The sequence below is a fragment of the Nocardiopsis sp. Huas11 genome (assembly GCF_003634495.1).
Lineage (GTDB): Bacteria > Actinomycetota > Actinomycetes > Streptosporangiales > Streptosporangiaceae > Nocardiopsis.
Window position 1 is genome coordinate 7,236,654 of the sequence record NZ_RBKY01000001.1, and the last position, 24,730, is coordinate 7,261,383.

General features: G+C 72.7%; 17 protein-coding genes. 1 reads left to right on the forward strand and 16 read right to left on the reverse strand.

The genetic code is table 11. The features are described 5' to 3' along the window. Positions 1-205: 205 nt before the first annotated feature. The 16 genes from DFP74_RS32350 to gatB form a co-directional block, all read right to left on the reverse strand. A complete protein-coding gene (locus tag DFP74_RS32350; protein ID WP_121187756.1) occupies positions 206-802 on the reverse strand; it encodes a hypothetical protein in 597 nt (198 codons plus the stop codon). 101 nt (positions 803-903) lie between these two features. Continuing rightward, a complete protein-coding gene (locus tag DFP74_RS32355) occupies positions 904-2,019 on the reverse strand; it encodes a branched-chain amino acid aminotransferase (protein WP_121187758.1) in 1,116 nt (371 codons plus the stop codon). Positions 2,020-2,239: 220 nt separating this feature from the next. Further along, positions 2,240-3,298, reverse strand: a complete 1,059-nt coding sequence (locus tag DFP74_RS32360) for a 3-isopropylmalate dehydrogenase (RefSeq protein ID WP_121187760.1) — start codon at positions 3,296-3,298, stop codon at positions 2,240-2,242. A gap of 585 nt (positions 3,299-3,883) precedes the next feature. Next, positions 3,884-5,431 (reverse strand): glycosyltransferase family 2 protein, encoded by a 1,548-nt coding sequence (locus tag DFP74_RS32365; protein WP_305037069.1) that lies wholly within the window; start codon positions 5,429-5,431, stop codon positions 3,884-3,886. A 101-nt stretch (positions 5,432-5,532) separates the two neighbouring features. Further along, positions 5,533-7,149, reverse strand: coding sequence for a glycosyltransferase family 2 protein (locus tag DFP74_RS32370; protein WP_121187764.1), 1,617 nt, complete (start codon positions 7,147-7,149; stop codon positions 5,533-5,535). Continuing rightward, the gene (locus DFP74_RS32375; RefSeq protein WP_121187765.1) at positions 7,146-8,954 is read right to left on the reverse strand and encodes a glycosyltransferase family 2 protein; all 1,809 of its coding nucleotides are present in this window, start codon (positions 8,952-8,954) and stop codon (positions 7,146-7,148) included. The genes DFP74_RS32370 and DFP74_RS32375 overlap by 4 nt, the downstream gene beginning before the upstream one ends. Continuing rightward, complete coding sequence (locus DFP74_RS32380; protein WP_121187767.1) at positions 8,951-10,870, reverse strand: glycosyltransferase family 2 protein; 1,920 nt, start codon at positions 10,868-10,870, stop codon at positions 8,951-8,953. Before DFP74_RS32380 ends, DFP74_RS32375 begins: the two co-directional genes overlap by 4 nt. Next, the gene (locus DFP74_RS32385) at positions 10,867-11,271 is read right to left on the reverse strand and encodes a hypothetical protein (RefSeq protein ID WP_233571262.1); all 405 of its coding nucleotides are present in this window, start codon (positions 11,269-11,271) and stop codon (positions 10,867-10,869) included. The genes DFP74_RS32380 and DFP74_RS32385 overlap by 4 nt, the downstream gene beginning before the upstream one ends. A 321-nt stretch (positions 11,272-11,592) precedes the next feature. Then, positions 11,593-13,182, reverse strand: coding sequence for a phosphoglycerate dehydrogenase (gene serA, locus DFP74_RS32390; protein ID WP_121187769.1), 1,590 nt, complete (start codon positions 13,180-13,182; stop codon positions 11,593-11,595). 398 nt (positions 13,183-13,580) lie between these two features. Continuing rightward, on the reverse strand, positions 13,581-14,576 hold the full coding sequence (gene ilvC, locus DFP74_RS32395) for a ketol-acid reductoisomerase (RefSeq protein ID WP_199725840.1): 996 nt from the start codon (positions 14,574-14,576) through the stop codon (positions 13,581-13,583). 96 nt (positions 14,577-14,672) lie between these two features. Continuing rightward, a complete protein-coding gene (ilvN, locus tag DFP74_RS32400) occupies positions 14,673-15,197 on the reverse strand; it encodes an acetolactate synthase small subunit (RefSeq protein WP_121187773.1) in 525 nt (174 codons plus the stop codon). Positions 15,198-15,214: 17 nt separating this feature from the next. Beyond that, complete coding sequence (locus DFP74_RS32405) at positions 15,215-16,990, reverse strand: acetolactate synthase large subunit (RefSeq protein WP_255499721.1); 1,776 nt, start codon at positions 16,988-16,990, stop codon at positions 15,215-15,217. Positions 16,991-17,372: 382 nt separating this feature from the next. Next, positions 17,373-17,594: a hypothetical protein gene (locus DFP74_RS32410; protein WP_121187777.1), complete on the reverse strand. Its 222-nt coding sequence runs from the start codon at positions 17,592-17,594 to the stop codon at positions 17,373-17,375. After that, positions 17,545-18,243, reverse strand: coding sequence for a hypothetical protein (locus DFP74_RS32415; RefSeq protein ID WP_233571263.1), 699 nt, complete (start codon positions 18,241-18,243; stop codon positions 17,545-17,547). The genes DFP74_RS32410 and DFP74_RS32415 overlap by 50 nt, the downstream gene beginning before the upstream one ends. Positions 18,244-18,487: 244 nt before the next feature. Beyond that, positions 18,488-21,193 carry a bifunctional diguanylate cyclase/phosphodiesterase gene (locus DFP74_RS32420; protein ID WP_121187779.1) on the reverse strand — a complete coding sequence of 902 codons (2,706 nt, stop codon included), beginning with the start codon at positions 21,191-21,193 and terminating at the stop codon, positions 18,488-18,490. A gap of 406 nt (positions 21,194-21,599) precedes the next feature. Then, the gene (gene gatB, locus DFP74_RS32425) at positions 21,600-23,096 is read right to left on the reverse strand and encodes an Asp-tRNA(Asn)/Glu-tRNA(Gln) amidotransferase subunit GatB (protein ID WP_121187781.1); all 1,497 of its coding nucleotides are present in this window, start codon (positions 23,094-23,096) and stop codon (positions 21,600-21,602) included. 379 nt (positions 23,097-23,475) lie between these two features. Between gatB and DFP74_RS32430 the strand changes: the two genes are divergently transcribed. Continuing rightward, positions 23,476-24,666: a thioester domain-containing protein gene (locus DFP74_RS32430; protein WP_121187783.1), complete on the forward strand. Its 1,191-nt coding sequence runs from the start codon at positions 23,476-23,478 to the stop codon at positions 24,664-24,666. The last annotated feature ends 64 nt before the right edge of the window (positions 24,667-24,730 follow it).

Consider the following 24,730-nt stretch of genomic DNA (forward strand, 5'->3'; position numbering starts at 1 on the left):
GTGGACACGAGAGGTCAGCGCGCTGGCAGGGTCCGGATTCTCCCCTGCGCCATCGCGGGAAGGTGTCAGCCAGCGCGCCCCGGAATAATGAGTACCTGGGACAGCATGTGGTCAGTGTGCCACACGAGCCCGCGAGTTCCGGTGCTCACCGGCATTTTGTCTCATTATTCGAGATGAGAGTTTCTCACTCCGGACGTCCCGGACATCACGGCACGGCGGGTTCGACCTCGGCCTCGGCCGCCTCGCGCTCGGCGTCCACGTCCTCCTGCGACACCAGGGGCTCCATCGGCGGGCGCTCCTGCGGGTTGTTGAGCAGGTCGTCGAGGGCCTCCGCCCGCGGGTCCGTGCCGCCCTGGCCGTCACCGCCCGTGTCCGAGGGCGCCGTCCCGCCGCCGGCCTCCGGTCCGCCGCCGCCCGCCACGGACGTGCCGGTCGTGCCCTGCTCGGCCGCGGTGGTGTCCGCGTCGCCCGCCTGGTCGGCCCGCTCCTCCTCGTCCGCCGGTGCCGTGGGGTCGGGCCCGGTGAGCGGGGTCGTGCGCCGTTCGGAGGAGGACTCCTCGGCCGATTCCGCCTCGGTCCCGGGGGTGGCGGCCGGACCGGACAGGGCGGAGACGACCCCCACCGCGGCGAAGGCCACACCGCCCACGACCAGGCCGGAGGCGGCCACCAGGGCCAGGCGCACCGGCCACGGGCCGGGGCCGGAGCCGGGGCCGCCCGGAGCCGGTCCGTCCGCGGAGGCCGTCCCCCCGGTCGCGGGGGCGGGGTCCTGAACGGGGTCCTGAACGGGGCTGGTGTCGGGCACGGGGGAACTCCTCAGGGGCAGGGGGATGCAGAGGCGGGGGATGCCGGGGTACAGCCGCGCGGGCCGCCCGGAGATCGTCCGGGCGGCCCGCGGGCCCAGGGCTAGAAGCGGGTGATCCAGCCGTGCTTGTCGTTGCGCAGGCCGGTCTGGATGCCCACCAGCTCCTCGCGCAGACGCATGGTGACCGGACCGGGGGTCCCGTCGCCGATGCTGAACTCGCCGTCGTCGCTCTTGACGTGGCCGACCGGAGTGATCACCGCGGCCGTGCCGCAGGCGAACACCTCGGTGAGCTCGCCGGACTCGGCGGCCTCGCGCCACTCGTCGATGGAGATCGGCGCCTCCTCCGCGGGGATGCCGAGGTCGGGGGCCAGGGTCAGCAGGGACTCCCGGGTGATGCCGGGCAGCAGCGTGCCGGTGAGCGCGGGCGTGCGCAGCCGGGCGTCGTCGCCGGAGCCGAACACGAACCACAGGTTCATGCCGCCCATCTCCTCGACCAGGCGGTGCTCGCGCGCGTCGAGCCACACCACCTGGTCACAGCCCTTCTCGACGGCCTGGGCCTGGGCGAGGAAGCTCGCCGCGTAGTTGCCCGCGAACTTGGCGGCGCCCGTGCCGCCCGGGGCCGCGCGCGTGTAGTCCTTGGACAGCCACACCGTCACGGGCTTGATGCCACCCGAGAAGTAGGACCCCACCGGAGAGGCGATGAGCAGGTAGAGGTAGCTGCGCGACGGGTGGTTGACGCCCAGGCCGACGTCGGTGGCGACCATGAACGGCCGCAGGTAGAGGCTGAAGTCCTCCTTGGTCGGGACCCAGTCGCCGTCGTGCTCCAGAAGCAGCTCGATGGACCGCAGGAACACGTCCTCGGGCAGCTCCGGCATCGCCATCCGGGCTGCGCTCCGGTTGAAGCGGGCCGCGTTGGACTCGGGGCGGAAGGACGCCAGCGTCCCGTCCGGGTGGCGGTAGGCCTTGAGGCCCTCGAAGATCTCCTGCGCGTAGTGCAGGGCGGCTGTGGCCGGGTCCAGGCTGAGGGGGCCGTACGGCTCCAGCTTGGCGTCGTGCCAGCCCTTGCCCTCGGTGTAGCGAATGCTCACCATGTGGTCGGTGAACACCTGGCCGAACCCCGGATTCACCAGCAGCGCGTCTCGTTCCTGCGGGGTCTTCCGCTGGTCGGAGAGCTGGATGTCGAACGTCAACCCGCTCGTGGTGGTGTTGTTGTTCATGTCGTCGGTGGTCCTCTCGGGTGCATCAGGCCGGCAGCGCCGCCGACCTGGGATCTAGTCTGACGTAAAGAGCGCGCCCGGTGCCAGGGCTGGGGCCGGCCGACGCGACACGACGCCGACGGGCGCGCTCAGGAGTGTCTCCCGGGCGCGCCCGTCGGCGTCGTGTACTCGTGTGGCCGTCGGCCGCGCCCCGGTGGATGGGCAGGGCCGACGACGCGCGTCAGCCCTGCTCGGCTACTCGCGCGGCCAGGTCGTCGCCGATCTGCGAGGTGGAACGGACGGCGTGACCACGGGTCTTGAGGTCCGCGGCGACCGCGTTCTCGATCCTGCGGGCGGCCTCGACGGCGCCCAGGTGCTCCAGCATGGTGGCGACCGAGAGCACCGTGGCGGTGGGGTCGGCCTTGCCCTGGCCGGCGATGTCGGGCGCGGAGCCGTGCACCGGCTCGAACATGCTCGGGTAGGTGCCGTCGGGGTTGATGTTGCCGCTCGCGGCCAGGCCGATGCCGCCGGCGATGGCGGCGCCGATGTCGGTGATGATGTCGCCGAAGAGGTTGTCGGTGACGACCACGTCGAAGCGGCCGGGCTGGTTGACGAAGAACATCGACGCGGCGTCGACGTGGCAGTAGTCGACCGCGACGTCGGGGTACTCGGCGCCGACCTCCTTGACCACGCGCTGCCAGAGCTCGCCGGCGAAGGTCAGGACGTTGTCCTTGTGGACCAGGGTGAGCTTGCGGCGCGGGCGGGCCGCGGCCTTGGCGAAGGCGAAGCGGACCACGCGCTCGACGCCGAAGCGGGTGTTGACGCTGTCCTGGGTGGCGACCTCGTGGGGGGTGCCCTTGCGCAGGACGCCGCCCGCGCCCGCGTAGGGGCCCTCGGTGCCCTCGCGCACGACGAGCATGTCGATGTCGTCGGCGCCCACGCCCGCCAGGGGGCTCTCCACACCGGGGAAGAGCCGGACCGGGCGCAGGTTGACGTAGTGGTCGAAGTCGAAGCGCAGACGCAGCAGCAGGCCGCGCTCCAGGACGCCGCTGGGGACACTGGGGTCACCGACGGCGCCCAGGAGGATCGCTTCGTGCTCGGCCAGTTCGGACTCGACCGAGTCCGGCAGCGTCTCACCGGTACGGTGCCAGAGCTTGGCGCCCAGCTCGTACTCGGAGGTCGTGAAGGCCAGGTCGTACTGGGCGGCCGCGACCTCCAGCACCTTGAGCCCCTCGGCGACCACCTCGGGGCCGATCCCGTCGCCGGGGATGACGGCCAGTTTCACGGTGCGCGCTGCCATACGGTCTGCCTCTAACTCGGACGTGACCCCACCAGAGGATTCTCACATGATGAGATCAAATTGAACACTGGATGAGACAAGACTAGCGGCCCCCGGGACCGCCGTTGTCCCTGCGCTCCAGCGCCCCCTGCAGCGCGCGGTGGACCTCGTCCTCGGAGTCGGGCGTGGACGGGTACTCGACCATGTCGTACATGTGATCCTCCGAATGCGGTACGTGACCGGCGGCGCGTGCGAGACGGCCGCGGGAACTCGGTGCGGGCGAGTGGCCAGACCGCGGGGCCCGGTGATGCCGGGCGGCGCGCCGGCCGCGTGGGCGACTGTGGCCACGAAAGAAGGAGCGGAGCGTCCCGGCGCGATGAACCGCCGGAGGCGCCGACGCGGGCCCGGGTGGGGCGGGCGGCGGCGAGGACTGCGGCACCAGGCGGTGGAGCCGGTGCCACTGACTCCTAGGACGACAGAATATCGGATGTCCAACTACTTGACCAGCAAATCTCACCATGTGGGATATGGTCGCGTCAGAGCAGGTCAGCGGGCCGGGGCGTGCGAGCGCGGACCACCGTCCGCGCCGCCGCCCCGGCCCTGCCCTCACCGCCTGCGGCGGCCGAGCAGCAGGCGGGCCAGGCGCCCCCGGGTCAGCGCGCGGATCCGGCGCTCCCACCGGTCGGCCTCCGCGCGCCACCGGTCCTCCTTGGCCCGCGCCTTGCGCAGTGTGTCCTCCCAGTCCGCGGGCGGAGCCTGCCCCCCGGACCCGCTCGCGCCCAGCACCTCGTCGCGGTCCATCACGTGCACGCCCCAGACGGCGGCCACGACGGCGTCGCGCTCCACGGCGTCGGCGCCCAGGTGGCGGGCACGGGCGAAGGCCGCGGTGCGCTCCAGGCGCAGCGCCTCGGGCCGGCGGGCCCGCGCTCCCCGTACGCGCACCAGGCCGGCGCCCCGCCGCTCGGCCGCGCCGGTCAGGGCGCGCACCGCGCCCGGACGCGGCCGGTCCCCCGGCGAGACCAGCAGCCGGAAGGGCACGTCGGGGTCCGGCTCGGGTGCGGCCGGGACGAACTCCACCCGCGGCTCGGCGCGGTAGCACTCGTGGACCAGCCGCACGTCCGCGGCGGGATCGTCCAGGACCGCGTGCCGGCCGGGGGTGACCCGCGACCACTCGCCCACCAGGCGGATCCGGATGTCGAAGGTGTCTCCGCACAGCAGACCGTCCACCGTCTCGGCCACGTCGGCGAAGCGGCGCCCGGTCGTGTCTACCACCACGTCGGCGAACGGCACCTCCCAGGTCCGCGCGGGCGCCCTGCGGCGGGTGTACTTGCGCGGCACCCGGTTCTCCATGAACGGCCGGGCGAAACGCGCCGCCTCGTCGCCGCGCCGCTCGGTCGTGGGGGTCCCCAGGTGCCAGCCGCGGGCCGCGGGCTCGGGCACGAACACCGCGCCCCGCTGGGCCAGCCGGTAGCCGAGGACGCTGTCCTCCCCCATGACCGGGTCCGGCACCTCGCCCGCCGCCGCCTCGAACAGCTCCCGCCGCGCGGAGGCGGTGGCGCCGGTGAAGACCTCCCACGCGCGGTGCCCGGCCGAGCGCAGCCCGTCGGTGGCCTCCAACAGCTCCTCGACCCACTCCAGGGCGGCCGTGCCGTCCCCGAGCAGGGCCGCCGCCTCCCCCCGCCCCACGCGCTCACGGACCACCTCCGGGTCGAGCGTCGCGGCCGGCACGTCCGTGGCCGCGAACCGGCCCATGACGGCGAGGTAGTCGGCGAGGTGGTGCCAGCGCATCTGCGCCTCGACGTGCTCGCGGGCCACGACCATGTCCGCGTCCAGCCGCAGCACGACGGGGGCCTGCGCGGCGGCCGCCCCCGTCCGCACCGCGTGCCCGGGCCCCCATCCGCGCGGGGACGCCCGGACCAGGCGGGTGTGCTCAGGGCGCACCGGCGGCAGGACCAGCGGCGGGTCGCTGCCGTCGTCCACGACCACGACCTCCGTGAGCCCCGCCGGATAGCTCTGCGCCGCCAGCGACGCCAGCGTCAGGTCCAGCTTCTCCTGCCCGCCGTAGGCCGGGATGACCACGCTGACACCGAGCACCGGATCCCAGCCGCCCAGCGGCGGCGGATCCAGCACCGAGTAGTCGTTGCGCCGTATCAACGGACACGGTCCGCGGCCCGTGTCCGTGTCCGTGTCCGTGTCCGTCGATCCCCGTCCCCGCACGGATCCGTCACTGATCGCCATACGCTGACCCCCGCCCCTCACCCGATGATCCGGCACAGGAACCGACCGCCGCGGCTCCCGGTCAACCAGCGGAACCGGCGTTTCAACCGCTCCGCGCGCGCCTTGTGCGCCTCCGCCCCGGCCCGCGCCGCCGCCAGGCGGTCGGCCCAGTCCTCCGGTGGCCCGCCCTCCGAGGGCTCCGGTGTGAACAGCAGGCTCTCGCCGTCGATCCAGTGCACGCCGAACAGCTCGTCCACCATGGCGTCGAGCTCGCCCTCGTCCGCCCCCAGCCGCCGCGCGCGGGCGAAGGCGCCGGTGCGTTCCAGCCGGGGGCCGCCCAGGTCGTCCCCGGGCGCGGTCGCCCGCAGCAGCCCCGCCCGCGCGGCCTCGGCCCGCTCGATCATCCGCCGAACGGCGTGGCGGGCCAACGGCTGCCCTGGGCGCAGCAGCAGCCGGAAGGGCACGTCGGGGTCCGGCTCCGGCGCGGTCCCGACGAGCTCCACCCGCGCCTCGCACCGGTAGTGCTCGTGCAGGAGCCGCACGTCCAGGTCCGGATCGTCCAGGACCGCGTGCCGGCCCGGCGTCACGCGCGACCACTCGCCCACCAGGTGGATCCGGATGTCGTCCGTGTCGCCGGCCAGCAGCGCGTCCACCGTCTCCGCCACCTCGTCGAACCCGTGGCCCACGGTGTCGACCACCGCGTCGACCCTGGGCACCTGCCACTGGCGGCCGGTGCGCCGGATGTCGTGGCCGATGAGCGGCAGGCGGTTGCCGACCAGCGGGTACCGGTACCGGGCGCCCTCCGCCTTGCGGTGCTCCATCTGCGGGCGGCCGAGGTGCCAGCTGCCGGCGTCCAGCTCGGGGACGAACACAGCGCCGTGCTGGGCGAACCGGTACCCGAGGTGGGTGTCCTCGCCCAGGATCAGCTCGGAGTCCGCTCCGCCCGCCTCCTCGAAGAACGCGCGCCGCACCGAACCCGTGGCGCCGATGAAGTGCCGGAACGCCTGCGGGCCGGCGGTGCTCAGGTCGGCCGTGCGGTCGTAGGCGCGGCGCAGCCACGCCAGTTCCTCACCCGGACCCTCGACCAGGGTCTCCGGCTCGCCCCGGCGCACGGCGTCCAGGACCTCGCCCGGAGCGAGCGCGCCGGGCCGGTGGTCCACGCACCGCAGGTGGCCGGTGACGGCGACGTAGTCGGCGAGGTGGTGCCAGCGCATCTGCGCCTCGACGTGCTCGCGGAAGGCGATCATGTCCGCGTCCAGGAACAGCAGCACGTCGGCGGTCGAGGCGGCGGCGCCGGAGTTCACGGCGTGCCCCCGGGCCCAGCCGCCGGGCAGGCTCGGCACGATCCGCGTGTGCTCGGGGCGGATCGGCGGCAGGACCAGCGGCGGGTCGCTGCCGTCGTCGACGACCACGACCTCCATGAGGTCCGCCGGATAGCTCTGCGCGGCCAGCGACGCCAGCGTCAGGTCCAGCTTCTCCTGCCCGCCGTAGGCCGGGATGACCACGCTCACGCTCAGCGCGGGGTCCCAGCCGCCCAGCGGCGGCGGATCCAGCACCGTGTGGTCGTTGCGCGGGATGAACGGGCGGGGTGACGGCTCCACCCGTGGCTCCGCCCTTGCCTCCGCCTCGCGCGCATCGTTGTGGACCAGCGTCATCGCTCGCTCCCCTGTCTCGTCGTGGCCCGGGCCGGTCCCGGCGCGTCCTCGGGATCGGACTCCAGCAGGGCGCTGGGGCGCCACCCGGCCCAGTGCCGCTGGGGGTCCTGCAGGAAGTAGCCGGCGGGCTCGCGCCAGGTGTGTCCCTCGGCCCGGCGGCGGACGACGCAGCCGAGGCCGTGCGTGCGGTAGACGGATCCGCCGGCGCGCCGGACGTCCTCCAGCAGCGCCTTGTCCTCACCGAAGCCCAGCGGCCTGATCCCGCCGATCTCCTCCAGCACCGCGCGGTCGGTCAACAGCGCGGCTCCGGTCACGTGCCTGGCGAACCGCTCCGAGTGGACCAGGCGCCGCACGGTGACGTCCGGCCCTTCCAGGTGGTGGTACTCCGTCGCGCAGCCGACGAGGTCGGCGCCCGAGTAGCGGCGGGCCAGCACCAGGTCGGCCAGGTGGTCGGGCCCGTACCAGTCGTCGTCGTCCATCTTGGCGACCAGCGGCCCGCCCGCCCGCTCGATCGCCGCGTTCAGGACCGACCCGAACACCGCGTCCGGTTCCGCCTCGAACACCACCGCCGCGTGCCCCGAGGCGCGGAAGGCCGCGACCTGTGAGCGCACGCCCGGGGCGTCCTGCCCGAACCCGTGCAGCGCGAGCACGAGTTCGACGTCGACTCCGCGCTGGCGGGCCACCTGCCGCAGGGCGAAGCCGACCATCTCCGGGCGCCGCGTGCACAGCACCACCGACACCGCCGGCTCGGCCGCCGCCCCGGACACCGACCGGCGCCACCGGGCAGAGGCCCCGTGCAGCCGCAGCGCCGCGCGGCGCAGCCGGACGCTGTGCTCCTCCCGGACCAGATCGTCCTCCAGGTCGGCCTCGCGCACCGACCCGAGCAGGTCGTGCAGTGCGCCGCCGAGGCAGTCCGCCCAGCGCGGTGCGGGCCCGCTCACCAGGGGGATCCCGGCGGCGGCGAGGCCCGCGACCGCCCGCACGGCGGCCAGGGGGCCGCTGTGCCGACCCCACTCCACCTCCACCGAGCGCAGGTCCCGCAGACGCGCCACGGCCACTTCGCTGACGGCGCCGTCCTCCGGCACCCGCCACCGGACCGACCGGCCCACCTCCAGAACCCACCGGCCCGACCGCGAGACCAGCCGCCCCTTCCGGTTCTTCGGCTTCCCCGTGAACCCGACCGGGTTGACCACCCGCTCGTCCACCGCCGGCACGTCCGCCACGGTCGTCCGGGGCAGCGCGCGCCCGGCGGCTCCCGGCCTGCTCAGCCCGCGCCAGGACGTGTCCGCCAGGGCTCGGCGGTGGGCGTCTGCCGGCACCGGCGCCGCGGCGTCCCGGCGCCCGCCCACCATCCCGTGGGCCACCGCCCCCACGACCTCCGCCACCTCCACGGGCTCGGTGAAGGAGAACGTGTAGGAGCACGCGCCGTCCGGCGACCGGCGCACCCGCAGGTCGATGAGGTTCGTCCACCGCGCCGCGCCGGGCGGCGAGGGCAGGGGACGCCCCGCGGGCGGGGCGGAGGCGAGCACGGCGACCACGACCTCGGCGGCCGTGCACGACACGTCGGCCTCGGGCACCGCACGGCGCAGGTCGGCCGCTGTGGCGGCGACGAGCACGACCAGGTCGGCTCCGCGCTCCGCGGGCGACTCGGCGTCCCACCCGTGCGCGTCCAGGTCCAGGGGCCGGATCGCCGCGCCCCGCGCCGCACGCGCGGCCACCCGGGCCGTGCCCGGACCGCAGTGCGCGACCAGGACGGCCCCGAACGCGCGCGACCGCAGCGCCGAGTCCAGCACGGCGCCGATCACCGCGCCGCTCCCACCGCGAGCAGTCGCCCCGCGGGGCCGCTCCGGCCCGGGCCGGGTTCCCGCGGCACGCTCCAGGGCGCCGCCGACCGGGTCGCGGGCGCGTCCACGGGATCGGGCTCCAGCAGTGCGCTCGGCCGCCATCCAGGCAGGCGCCCCCCGTTGCCGTGCCGGAGGAAGTAGCCCGAGCCGACCCCCCAGGTGTGTCCGGCCGCCTTGCGCCGGAGCACGTAGTTGCAGCCGTGGCCTCGGTGGACATGGGCGCCCAGGCGTCCCAGGTCGGCCAGCAGCCGGGAGTCCTCGCCCGTGGGCACCGCCCGGAAACCGCCCACCTCCTCCAGCACCCGGCGGTCGGTGAGCATGGTGCCCCCGGCGACCCGCACGTACGGGCACTCCGTGGCCCCGGGCAGGCGCACGGTCAGGTCGAGGGCTTCGAGGTAGACGAACGAGGCGATGGACCCGACGAGGTCGGCGCCCGAGTAGCGGCGGGCCAGCACCAGGTCGGCCAGGTGGTCGGGCCCGTACCAGTCGTCGTCGTCCATCTTGGCGACCAGCGATCCGCTCGTCCGCGCGATCGCGCCGTTGAGCACCGAGCCGAACACCGTCGCGGCATCGCACTCCCACACCGTCAGGGGCCGCCCACTGCGGTGGAACGCGTCGACCGCCTCCGGCACCCCCGGCGCGTGCGCACCGAACCCGTGCAGGGCCAGCACGACCTCCACGTCCACCCCGCGCTGGCGCGCCACCTGCCGCAGAGCGAACCCGACCATCTCCGGGCGCCGCGTGCACAGCACCACCGACACCGCCGGCTCGGCTCCCGCCCCGGACACCGACCGGCGCCACCGCGCGGACGCCCCGTGCAGCCGCAGCGCCGCACGACGCAGCCGGATACTGTGCTCCTCGCGCACCTGTGCGTCGGCCAGGGCCCGGGCGTCGACGGAGGTGATGATCCGCGAGACCTCCGAGCCGAGGCAGTCCGCCCAGCGGGGCACCGGTCCGCTCACGAGGGGGGTCCCCGCCGCCGCGAGGCCGGCCACCGCCCGCACGGCGGCCAGGGGACCGCTGTGCCGTCCCCACTCCATCTCCACCGACCGCAGGTTCCGCAGCCGCTCCACCGCCACGTCGGTCACCGCGCCGTCCTCCGGCACCCGCCACCGGACCGACCGGCCCACCTCCAGCACCCACCGGCCCGACCGCGAGACCAGCCGCCCCCGCTTGTTCTTCGACTCCCGCGTGAACCCGACCGGGTTGACCACCCGCTCGTCCACCGCCGGCACGTCCGCCACGGACAGCCGGAACGGGGCGCCGCCTTCGGCGCCGGTCAGCGCGCCGGGGCGGCCCAGGCTCGCCCAGGAGCGCGCGACGGCGCGGGCACCGGGCCGTGGACCAGGGCCGGTACCGGCACCGTCACCGTCACCGGCACCGTCTGCGCCGTCCGCCGGGCGGGCGAGCGCGCCGCGGCGGACGCCCAGCATCCCCCGGGCCACGGCCGCCGCCACCTCCGCGACCTCCATCGGGTCGCTGAACGAGAGCGCGCACGACCACCCCCCGTCCGGCAGGCGGCGCACCCGGGCGTCGATCACGCCCTCCCACCGCCCCAGGCCCGGCGGCACCGGGCACGGCGGTCCGAAGTGCGCGGCGGCGGCCCGGACCACGACCGTGACCTCGGACGCCGACGGCAGCCCCTCGGCCAGGGGCACGGCCGCGCACAGGTCGGCCGTGGAGTCGGCCACCAGCGCGACATGGTCCACGGTCCGCTCGCCCGCGGGCTCGCGGGGCCCGCCCAGGTCGACGACCTCGGCGTCCGGGCCGAGACCGGCCCTGCGCAGGGCCGCCGCCGACAGCGGGCCGACGTGGCAGGCCAGCAGGTGTCCAGGGCCGCGGCCGTCGAGCGCGTGCGCTATGTCGCCGTCGCTCATGAGGCCGCCCGCGCGTGGACCGCGGTGCCTCCGACGGCCTCGACACCGGAGTCCCGATCGGCGAGGTCGGCGCGCAACCCGGACACCGACTCGGCGACGGCGTCCATCCGGTCGGTCAGCTCGTCGGCCCGGCCGAAGAGCTCGGCGCGGTTCTCGCCCGCGATCTCGGCGATCTCCTTCAGATGGCGGTCGAAGCTGCGCCGGAGCAGCCGCATCTGGACGCTGTTGCGGCGCACCAGGAGCGCCAGGAGGGCGACCGATCCGCAGACCGCCGCCAGGAGCAGGGTCTGCACCGCGGTCCACAGGTCGAGCACGCCGAGAGCCACCAGGCCCGCGCACGCGCCCGCCGCGACCACCGCCAGGGACGAGAGAAGCAGGAAACGCCGATTTCGAAGTCGCACCGCATTCACCTTCCGGTTCCGGCCAGGGCGGGGACACATTCTTCTCCGCCCCCACCCGGCCAGACGCGAAGTGGAGGATCGGCGGCCGGCCCGCACCGCCCGGAGCATCGCCCTGGCGGGCACCATGTTCCACGCGTGATCCGAATCACGATTTCATGACACGCCAAGAGCCGCGCATTCGTCGGTCATCGGGACCGAATGGCCACCAAATGCGATGCCGTGCCCGAAAAAGCCGCCCCTGATTTCCCGCGCACGCGAAAGGCCGCGTTCCCCGGCGCCGTGGCACCGTGGAACGCGGCCTCGAATGGGCCCGCTCGGCGGCTAGTCCTCCAGGTCGACCTGCCGCGAGATGTCCGCGTCGATCTCGGCCGAGATCGAGGCCAGGATCTCGTCCGGCACCGCGGAGTCCACGGTGAGCGCGATCAGCGCCTTGCCGCCCTCCTTGTCCCGGATGACCTGCATGCCCGCGATGTTGACCTCGGCGTCGCCCAGCAGCGCGCCGACCTTGCCGACGATGCCCGGGCGGTCCTCGTAGGACAGGAACACCATGTGCTCGCTGAGGCCGATCTCCATCGAGTAGTTGTTGATCTCCACCAGCTTCTGGATCTGGCGGGGACCGGTCAGCGTGCCGGAGACCGACACCCGCTGGCCGTCGGCGAGCACACCGCGCACCGAGATGAGGTTGCGCCAGTCGCTGTGGTCGTCGCTGGTGACGAGGTTGACCTCGACGCCGCGCTCCTTGGCCAGCAGCGGGGCGTTCACGAAGGTGACGGTGTCCTCGACCACGTCGCTGAACACGCCCTTGAGCGCGGCCAGCTCCAGGACCTTGACGTCGTGGGCGGCGATCTCACCGCGCACCTCGACGTCGATCCGGCTGGCCACGGCGCCCGCGAGGGAGGTGAACACCCGGCCCAGCTTCTCGGTCAGCGGCAGGCCCGGCTTGATCTCCTCGGCCACGCCGGTGCCCTGCACGTTCACCGCGTCCGGCACGAACTCGCCCGACAGGGCCAGCTTCACCGAGCGGGCGACCTGCGTGCCGGCCTTCTCCTGCGCCTCGGTGGTGCTGGCGCCCAGGTGCGGGGCCACGACCACGTTCTCGAACTGGAACAGGGGGCTCTCGGTGGTGGGCTCCTTGGCGAACACGTCGATGCCCGCGCCCGCCACCCGGCCGTCCTTGAGCGCGCGGTAGAGCGCGTCCTCGTCCAGGATCCCGCCGCGCGCGGCGTTGATGATCCGCACGTTGGGCTTGACCTTGCTCAGCGCCTCGTCACCGATCAGGCCCAGCGTGTCCTTGTTCTTGGGCAGGTGGATGGTGATGAAGTCGCTGCGCTCCAGCAGCTCGTCCAGGGTCACCATCTCGACGCCGATCTGGGCGGCGCGGGCGGGCTGCACGAAGGGGTCGTAGGCGATGACCTGGGTGCCGAACGCCGACAGGCGCTGGGCGACCAGGGCGCCGATACGGCCGAGGCCGACCACGCCGATGACCTTCTCGTACAGCTCCACACCGGTGTACTTGGACCGCTTCCACTCACCGTTGATGAGCGCGTTGTGCGCGGGGGCGGTGTTGCGCGCGCTGGCCAGGAGCAGGTTGATGGCCTGCTCGGCGGCGCTGATGATGTTGGAGGTGGGGGCGTTGACGACCAGGACGCCCGCCTTGGTGGCCGCGTCCACGTCCACGTTGTCGAGGCCGACGCCCGCGCGGGCGACGACCTGGAGGCGGCCCGCGGCGGCGATCGCCTCGGCGTCGACCATGGTGGCGCTGCGCACGATGAGCGCGTCGACGTCCGCCAGGGCCGGGAGGAGCTGGGACCGGTCGGCGCCGTCCACATGGCGGACCTCGAAGTCCTCCTCCAAGAGCGCGATTCCGGCGGGCGAGAGCTTTTCCGCTACGAGTACGGCGGGTTTGGGCACAACGGTTCCTTTTCGGGTGGTGCGACCCGATCGCGCAGGAGGCTGGCCCTGCCCTGATCGGGTGTGACGGCCGGTCCAAAGTCTACTGCGGTGGTAGGGAAGCGCGCGGGCGGGCCGGGGGGAAAGCCCGGATCCCCTGTCCCCGCTGGCTTCCCCGCCACACACGCACACCGGGGCGGAGGAGGAACCCCGCCCCGGTGCGCGTGTCCGAGTGCTCGCGAGCTCGTGTGGGCCCTAGCCCGTGTTTTTTGCGGCATTCCGGGCTCGCGGCCGCCAGGACCGCCTCTCGCCGCGCCTCTGCGCTCGTGAAGCACAACCAGGCTGAACGTCGCACATCGCCTTGCGAGAGACGACCTGACGACCGCGAGCTCATCCGAAAGCCTTCAGAAGAACACGACCTAGCCCTTGAGCCAGCTCATCAGCGGACGCAGTTCGGCGCCCACCTTCTCGATCTGCTCGTTCTGCTCGGACTCGCGGCGCTTGGAGAACGTCGGCTGCCCGGCGTCGAACTCCTCCATGAGCTCCTTGGCGTAGCTGCCGTCCTGGATCTCGCCCAGGATCTTGCGCATCTCCTCGCGGGTCTGCTCGGTGATCAGGCGCGGGCCGCGGGTGTAGCCGCCGTACTCCGCGTTGTCCGACACCGACCAGTTCATCTTGGAGATGCCGCCCTCGTAGATGAGGTCGACGATGAGCTTGAGCTCGTGCAGGCACTCGAAGTAGGCGATCTCCGGCTGGTAGCCCGCCTCGACCAGGGTGGAGAACCCGGCCTTGATGAGCTCCTCGGTGCCGCCGCACAGCACGGCCTGCTCGCCGAAGAGGTCGGTCTCGGTCTCCTCGGTGAACGTCGTCTTGATGACGCCGGCCTTGGTGCCGCCGATGCCCTTGGCCCACGACAGCGCCAGGTCCCAGGCCTGCCCGCTGGCGTCCTTCTCCACCGCGACCAGGCAGGGCACGCCGCGCCCGGCCTCGTACTGGCGGCGGACCAGGTGGCCCGGGCCCTTGGGGGCGATCATGGCCACGTCCACGCCCTCAGGCGGGGTGATGAGGCCGTAGCGGATGCTGAAGCCGTGGCCGAAGAACAGCGCGTTGCCGGCTTCGAGGTTGGGCGCGATCTCCTGGGCGTACAGGTCGCGGTGGATGTGGTCCGGGACCAGGATCATGATGACGTCGGCCTCGCGGGTGGCCTCGGCGGGGGTGAGGACGCGCAGGCCCTCCTCCTCGGCCTTGGCGCGGCTCTTGGATCCCTCGGCCAGACCGATCCGCACGTCCACGCCCGAGTCCCGCAGCGACAGCGCGTGCGCGTGGCCCTGGCTGCCGTAACCGATCACGGCGACCTTCTTGCCCTGGATGAGCGAGAGGTCCGCGGCGTCGTCGTAGTACATCTGTGCTGCCACTTGGGGTTACTCCTTGGGATCATCTCCGCGTGCGCGGGGAGGACTGTTACTGATGTTCGTTGCGAATCCGGCGCGGGCCCCGTGTCGGCCCCGCCCTCAGGCGCTGCGGTCGACCGCGCGAAGCGAGCGGTCGGTGATCGACCTGGGGCCGCGCCCCAGGGCGACGAGTCCCGACTTGACGAGTTCCCGAATGCCGAAGGGCTCCAGGTTCTTCACCAGCGCATCGAGTTTCTCGGGATCCCCGGTGGCCTCGATGACGACGACGTCCGGGCTGACGTCCACGACCTGGGCGCGGAAGAGCTCGGCCGTCTGCAGCACGTGGGTGCGGCTGGACGCGTCGGCCTTGACCTTGACGAGCAGCAGCTCGCGGCGGACCGAAGCGGTGGTGTCCATCTCCACGATCTTGACGACGTTGACCAGCTTGTTGAGCTGTTTGGTCACCTGCTCCAAGGGGTGGAGGTCGCAGTTGACCACGATTGTCATCCGGGACAGTCCTGGGTACTCGGTCGTGCTGACGCTGAGCGAGTCGATGTTGAAGCCGCGGCGGGAGAACAGAGAGGAGGCGCGGGCGAGGATGCCCGGGGTGTCCTCCACCAGAACGGAAAGCGTGTGACTGCTCATGGTGGTTCGGCCTTCTCCTAGTCCTCGTGTTCCCAGTTCGGCGCCATGTCGCGCGCGTACTGGATCTGGTCGTTGCTGACACCGGGGCCGACCATCGGCCACACCATCGCGTCGTGGCTGACGGTGAAGTCCACGACGACGGGGGCGTCGTTGATGGACATGGCCTTCTCGATGGTCGAGTCGATGTCCTCGGGACGCTCGCACCGCAGGCCGACACAACCGTACGCCTCCGCGAGGCGGACGAAGTCGGGGATGCGGACCTTCTCGTCCTTGGGCGAGGTCTGCAGGTCGGTGTTGGAGTAGCGGCCCTCGTAGTAGAGGGTCTGCCACTGGCGGACCATGCCCAGGTTGCCGTTGTTGACGACCGCGACCTTGATCGGGATGCCCTCGATCGCGCAGGTGGCCAGCTCCTGGTTGGTCATCTGGAAGCAGCCGTCGCCGTCGATCGACCACACGACGCGGTCGGGGTCGCCGGCCTTGGCGCCCAGCGCCGCGGGGACGGAGAAGCCCATGGTGCCGAGTCCGCCGGAGTTGACGAAGGCTCCGGGGCGCTCGTAGTCGACGAACTGGGCGGCCCACATCTGGTGCTGGCCCACGCCGGCGACGTAGGTGGCCTCCGGGCCGACGATCTGTCCCAGGCGCTCGATGACCGCCTGCGGTGCCAGGGTGTCGCCGTCGTGGGGCTCGTAGCCCTTGGGGTAGGTCTCGCGCAGCCGGTTGAGCTGGTGCCACCAGGCGGCGTAGTCGCCCTCGCGGCCCTTCTCCTGGTCGGCGCGCACGGCCACGACCAGGTCGGCCAGGACCTCGCGGCAGTCGCCCACGATGGGCACGTCCGCGTGGCGGTTCTTGGAGATCTCCGCCGGGTCGATGTCGGCGTGGACGATCTTGGCGTCGGGGGCGAAGGAGTCCAGGCGGCCGGTGACGCGGTCGTCGAAGCGGGCGCCCAGGGCCACCACCAGGTCGGCCTTCTGCAGGGCGCCGACGGCGGCGACGTCGCCGTGCATGCCGGGCATGCCCACGCACAGCGGGTGGCTGTCGGGGAAGACGCCGCGGGCCATCAGGGTGGTGACGACCGGGACGCCGGTGAGTTCGGCCAGGACACGCAGTTCGGCCGAGGCCCCGGCGCGCAGGACACCGCCGCCGACGTAGAGCACGGGGCGCTTGGCCTCGGCGATCATCCGGGCGGCCTCGCGCACCTGCTTGCCGTGCGGCTTGGTGACCGGGCGGTAGCCGGGCAGGTCCATGCGCTCGGGCCAGATGAACTCGGCCCCTGCCTGCAGGGCGTCCTTGGAGATGTCGACGAGCACCGGGCCGGGACGGCCGGTGGAGGCGATGTGGAAGGCCTCGGAGATGGTGCGCGGGATGTCCCGCACATCCTTGACCAGGAAGTTGTGCTTGGTGATCGGCATCGTGATGCCGCAGATGTCCGCTTCCTGGAATGCGTCGGTGCCGATCATGGGCGAGGCGACCTGGCCGGTGATGGCGACCATCGGCACCGAGTCCATGTGGGCGTCGGCCAGCGGTGTCACGAGGTTCGTGGCACCGGGGCCGCTGGTGGCCATGCACACGCCGGGCTTGCCGGTGGCGTAGGCGTAGCCCTCGGCCGCGTGGCCCGCTCCCTGCTCGTGGCGCATGAGGATGTGGCGCACCTTGTCCGAGTCGTAGAGGGGGTCGTACGCGGGGAGGATGGCGCCGCCGGGAATCCCGAAGACAGTGTCAACGCCGACGTGCTCCAGCGACCTGATCAGCGATTGGGCGCCGGTCATCTGCTCGGTCATCTCAAGATCCTTCAGCGAGGGTCCAGAGCGGGTACAGCGGCTCTGGCTTGGTGGGTCTGACTCATGGCCTGGTGTGGCAATAAAAAAACCCCCACCGCCCGATGGCGGTTGAGGGGTGGCGCGCAGCAGAAGAAACTCAGTGGGCTGCGCGCCGACCAAGTACGAGAATCAGGGAGTTGCTCTGCACGATGACAACAGTGGCCGACGGAGTGGTCGCCCGTCAACCAGAACGCCATTTTGTCTCGCCATGCGAGACGAATATGTCAGCATGCGGCCTCACCTGTCGACACGCTGGGCTTCTGACCATGACGAACGCCGCCGAGCAACCGTCCGTGTGTAACGCGGGACACGTGTGCCCCCGGGCCCGTCCGATCCGTGGACGGACCCCCGACACCGCTCAGACGAACAGGTCCTCGGCACGCTCCACCGTCGCTACGCGGCGCACCCACACGCGCAACGCCTCACGGTCGGTCGACGAGGTGACACGCTCGCGCACCTGGTCACTGACGGAGATGCCCCGCTCCTCCAGGACGGAGAGGACGGCCTCGGCGAGGCCCTTGGCCTCACCCTCACGGAAGGGACGACCGATCAGCTCGGTCTTGAACTCGTAGTCGCGCAACTTCGTGTTGGGCGTTCCCCCGGCCCTTCAGGACCCCGCCCACCTCCTCCCGGATCATGTAGGCGTAGCCGTCCCCGCGTTGGAGCAGTCGGAGGTGCTTGTGGTTGATGCCCTGGACGGTGCCGTGGGCGGTGGTGATGTTGAAGCTTCCTGAGGCGCGTACCGCGACCCGCCCGGTGTGGGTCCCGGCCCTCTTCCCCTTCAGAACGACCGCCCGGACAAGGTCGCCGGTAGTGAATCCGAAGGAACCCTTGGTACGCGGTAGACGCAGGCGGGGAAACCCAAACCGGTCGGGGCGGGTACGGGCATAGGTGCCCCGCCCTGCGCACCCGGTCACCAGAATCGTGCGGATGGTCTGGGTGACGGTGTCCAGCTTGCCCACGCACAGAGCGTCCAGCGTGTGCGACTTGGGTAACTGGTTGCGGGTGCGGTTCCACTTGGTGCGCCCGCCCGAGCCGACATGGGTGGGCAGGCGGGCATCGAGGGCGCACCATAGCGACCACCGGGTGGCGTTGACCGCGGCGGCGTCCCGTAGCGGAGCCTTCGCTCGGGCCAGTACCCGCGTGGCGGTCTTGGGGGCGAACCCCTCGACCGGCCGGTCGGCCTTGGCCCGGTTGCAGGGCACACACGCCAGCACCAGGTTGGACATCGAGGTCACCTCCTCATGGGTGATGGCTGGTGCTGGTAAAGGCGGCCCCCAGCCGATTCGACCGAAAGCCCAGCCCTTCCGGGCCGAGATCCCTTGACGATCTCCTCCAGAGATCCCAGAGCCGCGGCGGCCATCGCCACGACCGCGTGGGCATACGCCGAACGTAGCGAGCGTGTCGGAACCCGCGCAGGCGAATGGCACAACGTCCGGATATGTGCGATGTGCCTGTTCCGGGCGCTCGGCCCTAGAGGTTGACGCCGCTCTCGCCGCCGACGAGGGACTCCACGCCGGAGGCGGGCATCGGGCGGGCCACCAGGAAGCCCTGGCCGCGGTCGCAGCCCATCGTCCGCAGCTGCTCCAGCTGCTCGGCGCGCTCGATCCCCTCGGCCACCACCTGGACGCCCAGGTCCCGGCCGAGCTGGATGATCGTGTGCGTCAGCAGCGTCACGGTGTCGTCGCGGCCCAGGTCGGCCGTGAACAGCGGGTCGATCTTGATCGCGTCCACACTCAGCTCGCGCAGGTGGGCCAGGGAGGCGTAGCCCATGCCGTAGTCGTCGATGGCCAGCAGGACGCCCAGCGCGCGCAGTTCGCCCAGGCGCAGGACCGCCTCGCCGACGTCGTCCAGCAGGACCTCCTCATCGACCTCCAGCGTCAGCACCTCCGCGGGCAGGCCCGACTCGGCGAGCACCCTCTCCACGGTCGAGACGAAGCGGTCGGAGAGCACCTGCTTGACCGACAGGTTCACCGACAGGCCGATGTCCCAGTCCGAGACCCGCCACACGGCGACCTTCTGGCACGCCTCGCGCAGGATCCACTCCCCCAGCGGCACGATGAGGCCGGACTCCTCGGCCGCCCCGATGAAGTCGTCGGGGCCCACGATCTCCCCGTCGCGGTTCCAGCGCACCAGCGCCTCCACCGCGGTCACCTGGGAGCTCTCCAGGTCCACGATCGGCTGGTACTCCAGGAAGAACTCCCCGTTCGCCAGCGCCTCGCGCAACCGGATCTGCAGCTCCAGCCGCGAGACGACCGTGTCGTGCATGTGGGCGGCGTAGACCTCCACGTGCCCGGAGCCGCGCTCCTTGGCGCGCGTCATGGCCACGTCGGCGTTGCGCAGCAGCTCACCGCTGTCGGAGGTGGGCTCGGCGAAGGCCACACCGATGCTCGCGGTCAGCAGGATGTCCCGGTCGGCGACCTGGAAGGGCTCCGAGGCGATCACCCGGCCCAGCCGCTCGGCCAGGTCCACCACGCGCTGCGCGCGCGTGACGCCCTCCACCAGCACGGCGAACTCGTCCCCGCCCCAGCGGGCCAGCGTCCCCGACGAGTCCAGCTCGCCGCGCAGCCGGCGGGCGGCCTGCCCGAGCAGGTGGTCGCCGCGCACGTGCCCCGCGGAGTCGTTGACCGCGGTGAACCCGTCCAGGTCCAGGAAGACGCACGCGATGTCGGTGTCGGGGTCGTCGCTGATCGCCCGGTGGGCGAGCACGTCGCTGGCCCGCTCCTCCAGGTAGGCGCGGTTGGGCAGGCCCGTGACCCCGTCGTGGAAGGTCAGGTGCTCGACCTCGTCCTGGAGCGCCACCTGGGCGCTGATGTCCCGCGTCGTCACCAGGAGGCGGTCGGGCTCGCCAGGCTGCTCGTACAGCGACACCGTGGACTCGGTGTGCCGCCAGGTGCCGTCGGCGGCGCGGACCCGCAGCCGCAGGTGCACCCCCTGCCCCGACCGGTTCCCGAACAGGTCGTTGACCGCCTTGGTCCGCGCGAGGTCCTCGGGGTGGATGAGCGCCGTCACCGGCGCGGCCAGGACGTCGTCGAGCCGGTAACCGAACGCCTCGGCCGTGCCCGGGCTGACGTAGAACACCCCGCCGTCCCGGTCCAGGATGAGGATGACGTCACCGCTGTTGCGGGCCAGCTCGTGGAAGTGCGCCTCGCGGTTGAGGACCATGCGCGCCAGGGTCGCGTTCTCCTCCAGCATGCCCAGCACCCGCAGCAGCAGCACCAGCACCGCCGTGCCCGCCGCCAGCGGCAGGACCGGGGCCACCCCCGGCAGGCGCAGCGCCGCCACGGTGAGCACGATCGACGCCAGACCCAGCGCGCCGACGGCGGCCAGCTCGGGCGCGAACCGGTACAGCCCGCGCCCGGTGATCCGGCGCGGCGCCGAACCCGGCCGGTGCTCCACCAGCCACGGCAGCGCGCCCAGCAGGGCGAAGCCGAGGAACTTCACCGGGTACTCGATGCCCCCGGCCACGGGCGGGCCGGTCAGTCGGCTGACCGCGCCGATCAGGTCGGCTCCGGCGATGACGATGAGCGCCGAGATCGCCAGCAGCACCGCGCGCCGCGTGCTGTGCGGCGACATGAAGACCAGGGGGATCAGCAGGCACAGGACCACGATGTCGGCGACCGGGTAGACCAGGGCGAAGCCGAGCACCCCGGCGCCCTCCCCCAGCTCCCGGTACTGCGGCGCGAACAGCAGCAGCCACACGACGGAGAAGATGGCCGCCGCGCACACGTAGCTGTCGGTGATGTGGCGCACCGCGGTGCGCAGGCCACCCGGCCAGGGGGCGAAGCGCGTGAAGCCCACCACGAACAGCGGCAGGGCCGCCAGCGCGAACAGGTCGCCCAGTGTCAGCGAGAGCACGGAGCTGGAGCCGAAGAGGCGGGTGATGCCGTGGGTGACCCCGCCCGCGGCCCAGGCCAGGGACGCCAGCCCCAGGTTGCCCAGGGCGGCGGGCCCGTCGGCGCCGTCCGCCTGGGCGTCGTGGTCGGCCCCCGTGGCCGCCCACCGGCGCGACGCGTACAGCAGCGACACTCCCGCCAGGCCGGCCGCGAGGGAGGTCGGCCACTCCGCCATGACCGCGGTGACCGTGGACTGCGCCGCCGGCACGAACGTGCCGGCGACGTAGAGCAGGAACAGCGCGCCCAGGGCCGTGGTCCACAGGCGTCGTGCCCTGATCCCCATCACCGACCTCCCAGTGGGTCTGCGGCGGCTCGGGGCCGCGCTCTCTCCGTGGACATGGGGAACCCATCCGGCGCCGTCCGGACCGGACGCGTCGCTGCGCCCGGCACCGTGGCAGCCGCCCGATCTCCCGCTCGTCCCGGTCGAGCCGGGTCGTGGGACACCTCGAACGGCCGCACGCGCCCCCGTGGTGTCGCCACACTACGCACGGCAGGTCACACGACGATTGAGGACCGGCCGAGACATGGCGACGGAATGGTCACTCGACGTGACCGAAGCGTGTTCGGGCTCCCGCACGCGTCGCGGTCCCCCTCCGGACCGCGACGCGCCCATGACCCTAGCGCCCCAGGTGTGAGGGCCCGGTCAACGACGGTGGAGATCCGCCCCACGCGCGGGGGGCGGAGGCCGGTCAGCTCGCGCCGAGCCGCTCCAGGATCAGTTCCCGCGCGCGGCCGGCGTCGGCCTGGCCGCGGGTGGCCTTCATCACCGCGCCCACGAGCGCACCGGCCGCGGCGACCTTGCCCCCGCGCACCTTGTCGGCGGCGTCGGGGTTGGCCGCGATGGCCTCGTCGACCGCGGCGCCGAGCGCGGAGTCGTCGCTGACGACCTTCAGGCCGCGGGCCTCGACCACGGCGTCGGGCTCTCCCTCACCGGCCAGGACGCCCTCGACCACCTGGCGGGCGAGCTTGTTGGTGAGCGTGCCCTCGGCGACCAGCGCGATGATCCGCGCCACCTGGGCCGGGGTGATGGGCAGAGCGGACAGCTCCACCTCCTGCTCCGTCGCGCGGCGGGAGAGCTCGTTGAGCCACAGCTTGCGCGCCTCGCCGGAGGGCGCCCCGGCCGCGACGGTGGCCGCGACCAGCTCGATGGCGTCGGCGTTGACCAGATCGCGCAGCTCGGTGTCGCTGAGCTCCCACTCGGTGCGCACCCGCGCGCGCTTGGCGGCGGGCAGCTCGGGCAGGCCGGCGCGCAGCTCCTCGATCCACTCCTCGGTGGGCGCGACGGGGACGAGGTCGGGGTCCGGGAAGTACCGGTAGTCCTGGGCCTCTTCCTTGCTGCGGCCGGAGGTGCTGCGACCGGTGTTCTCCTGGAAGTGACGGGTCTCCTGGACCACGCGCTCACCGGCGTTCAGGACGCCGGCCTGGCGCTCGATCTCGGAGCGGACCGCGCGCTCCACCGAGCGCAGGGAGTTGACGTTCTTGGTCTCGCTGCGGGTGCCCCACTCCGTGGCGCCGCGCTCGTTGATGGAGACGTTGACGTCGCAGCGCATGGAGCCCTCCTCCATGCGCACGTCGGAGATGCCCAGGGAGCGGACGAGGTCGCGCAGCTCGGCGGCGTAGGCGCGCGCCACGAGGGGGGCCAGCTCGCCGGTGCCGGTGATCGGCCTGGTCACGATCTCCAGCAGCGGGATGCCCGCGCGGTTGTAGTCGACGATCGAGTGCGAGGCGCCGTGGATCCGACCGGTGGAGCCGCCCACGTGGGTCGACTTGCCGGTGTCCTCCTCCATGTGGACGCGCTCGATCTCCACGCGGAACTCGCGCGGGCCGTCGGGGGTGTCGACGGTGACGTCGAGGTGGCCGTCCACGCAGATCGGCTCGTCGTACTGCGAGATCTGGTAGTTCTTCGGCATGTCCGGATAGAAGTAGTTCTTCCGGGCGAACCGGCCCCAGGGCGCGATGGAGCAGTTCAGGGCCAGACCCAGCCGGATGGCCCCCTCGACCGCCTTGGCGTTGACGACCGGCAGCGAGCCGGGCATGGCCAGGCAGACCGGGCACACCTGGGTGTTCGGCTCGGCGCCGAAACCGGTGGGGCAGGAGCAGAACATCTTCGAGGCGGTGCCCAGCTCGATGTGGGTCTCCAGCCCGAGCACGGGCTCGTAGGTCGCCAGAGCCGTCTCGTAGTCCACCGGGGTGGGACCACTGTGGGTGGCAGGGCTTGGAGTTACCGCGTGGGCCATCGCCGCGAACCCGTTTCCGTAGAGGACATACCTTCGGGTCCAGCCTACCGAGCGCGCGGGGGTGGCCGACCCGCCCCGCACGTCACCGCCCGCGGGCCGGCGTGCGACCCCCGCCACCTGCCCCCGGCGCCGCCCGCGCCGGTACACGCTTCGTGACGCAACGGAACGACGATGCCAAGGAGAGATGTCACGGACAGCGCACGATTGGGCCACTGTGGGGCGGATCTACCGTCACCCAGTGTGTCGCGCGGTTATTCTGAGTCTCCACCTTGATCACCCCGCCGGCCGGCCCCACAGCGGCCTGCCGTCCGTCCACCGGGAGCAGAACATGAGGGGCATCCCGCTTCGGTGCGCCGCTCTGGTGGCTTCCGCCGGACTCTTCGGCGCCCTGACCGGCACACCGGCCGCCGCGGCCGACGACTTCTCCCGTGTCGACCGCGATCCCGTCGGCGGCGCGGAGCTCGTGCTCGACGACGGACGAGCCGTCGACACCGCCCTGTTCAGCCTGCGCGTGGGCGAGCGCGAGTCCGTGCGGGCCTACGCGACCCGCGTCGACGAGCAGGTCCGTCCGCGCACGGCCTACGTGGAGTCGAGCTGGTCGGACCGCGAGGGCTGGTCGCAGGTGCCCGAGGCCGCCGACCCGGCCGACCGCGCGAGCTGGATCGTCGCCAACTCCTACCCCCGCGTGGCCCTGACACCGCTGGCGGTGGGCGCGGGCACGCTGCACGTGGACGAGGCCCAGGCGATCGCCGGGACGCAGGCCGCGCTGTGGCACGTGCTCGACGGGGCCGAACCGGACCGCGACGCCAACGACGCCGCGGTCCTGGCCGTCTACGACCTCCTGGTCCAGGGCAGCGCCGAGGCGGTGGACACCGCCGCGGAGCCGTCCCTGGCGGTCTCGCCGACCCAGCTGGAGGCGGTCGCCCCCCAGGCCCCGCTCGGCCCGCTCACCGTGGGCAGTTCCGGATCGGGGAGCCTGCGGCTGTCGGTCCACGGCGCTCCCGCCTCGTGGCTGGTCGACGGCGAGGGACAACAGGTCTCCCTGGCCCGGGACGGCGACAAGCTCTACCTCGACGTGGACCCCTCGGTCCAGGCGGGCGTGGCGACCGTCCACGTGCACGGCACTCACGTGCCCCTGCCCGAGGGCCGGCTCTTCGCCGGCCGGGACGGCGCCAGCACCCAGCCGCTCGTGACGGCGGAGCCGGGCGTGATGGACACGTCCGCCGGCGCGACGCTGACGTGGCACCGGAGCACGCCCTCCGAGCCGGACGCCGACGAGGCGGTCGAGAGCGAGGAGCCGGTCGTGGAGGAGGAACCCGCGACCGCGGCGCCCGAACCCGGGAGCGCCCGGGTGGAGGAGCCCGTGACCTCGGAAAGCCCGTCCGCGACCGATGACCGAATCCCCGACGACGACCTGGCCTCGACCGGGACCTGGCTGTCCGCCCTTCTGGTCATCGCGGGCGCCCTGATCGTGTCCGGCCTGCTCATCCTCGTGCTCGGTCGCCGCCGCCGCGGTTGACGCGCACCCCCCGCCACCTGCGACGGAACTCGTCCGCCTTTTCTGACGAGCAATGCGGTCCGGA

Excerpts from the sequence above, each read along its gene's own strand:
- DFP74_RS32355 (WP_121187758.1), bottom strand. The coding sequence starts at position 2,019 with ATGAACAACAACACCACCACGAGCGGGTTGACGTTCGACATCCAGCTC.
- DFP74_RS32415 (WP_233571263.1), bottom strand. The coding sequence starts at position 18,243 with ATGTCCAACCTGGTGCTGGCGTGTGTGCCCTGCAACCGGGCCAAGGCC.
- DFP74_RS32380 (WP_121187767.1), bottom strand. The coding sequence starts at position 10,870 with ATGAGCGACGGCGACATAGCGCACGCGCTCGACGGCCGCGGCCCTGGA.
- DFP74_RS32420 (WP_121187779.1), bottom strand. The coding sequence starts at position 21,193 with ATGGGGATCAGGGCACGACGCCTGTGGACCACGGCCCTGGGCGCGCTG.
- DFP74_RS32360 (WP_121187760.1), bottom strand. The coding sequence starts at position 3,298 with ATGGCAGCGCGCACCGTGAAACTGGCCGTCATCCCCGGCGACGGGATC.
- DFP74_RS32370 (WP_121187764.1), bottom strand. The coding sequence starts at position 7,149 with ATGACGCTGGTCCACAACGATGCGCGCGAGGCGGAGGCAAGGGCGGAG.
- DFP74_RS32430 (WP_121187783.1), top strand. The coding sequence starts at position 23,476 with ATGAGGGGCATCCCGCTTCGGTGCGCCGCTCTGGTGGCTTCCGCCGGA.
- ilvN (WP_121187773.1), bottom strand. The coding sequence starts at position 15,197 with ATGAGCAGTCACACGCTTTCCGTTCTGGTGGAGGACACCCCGGGCATC.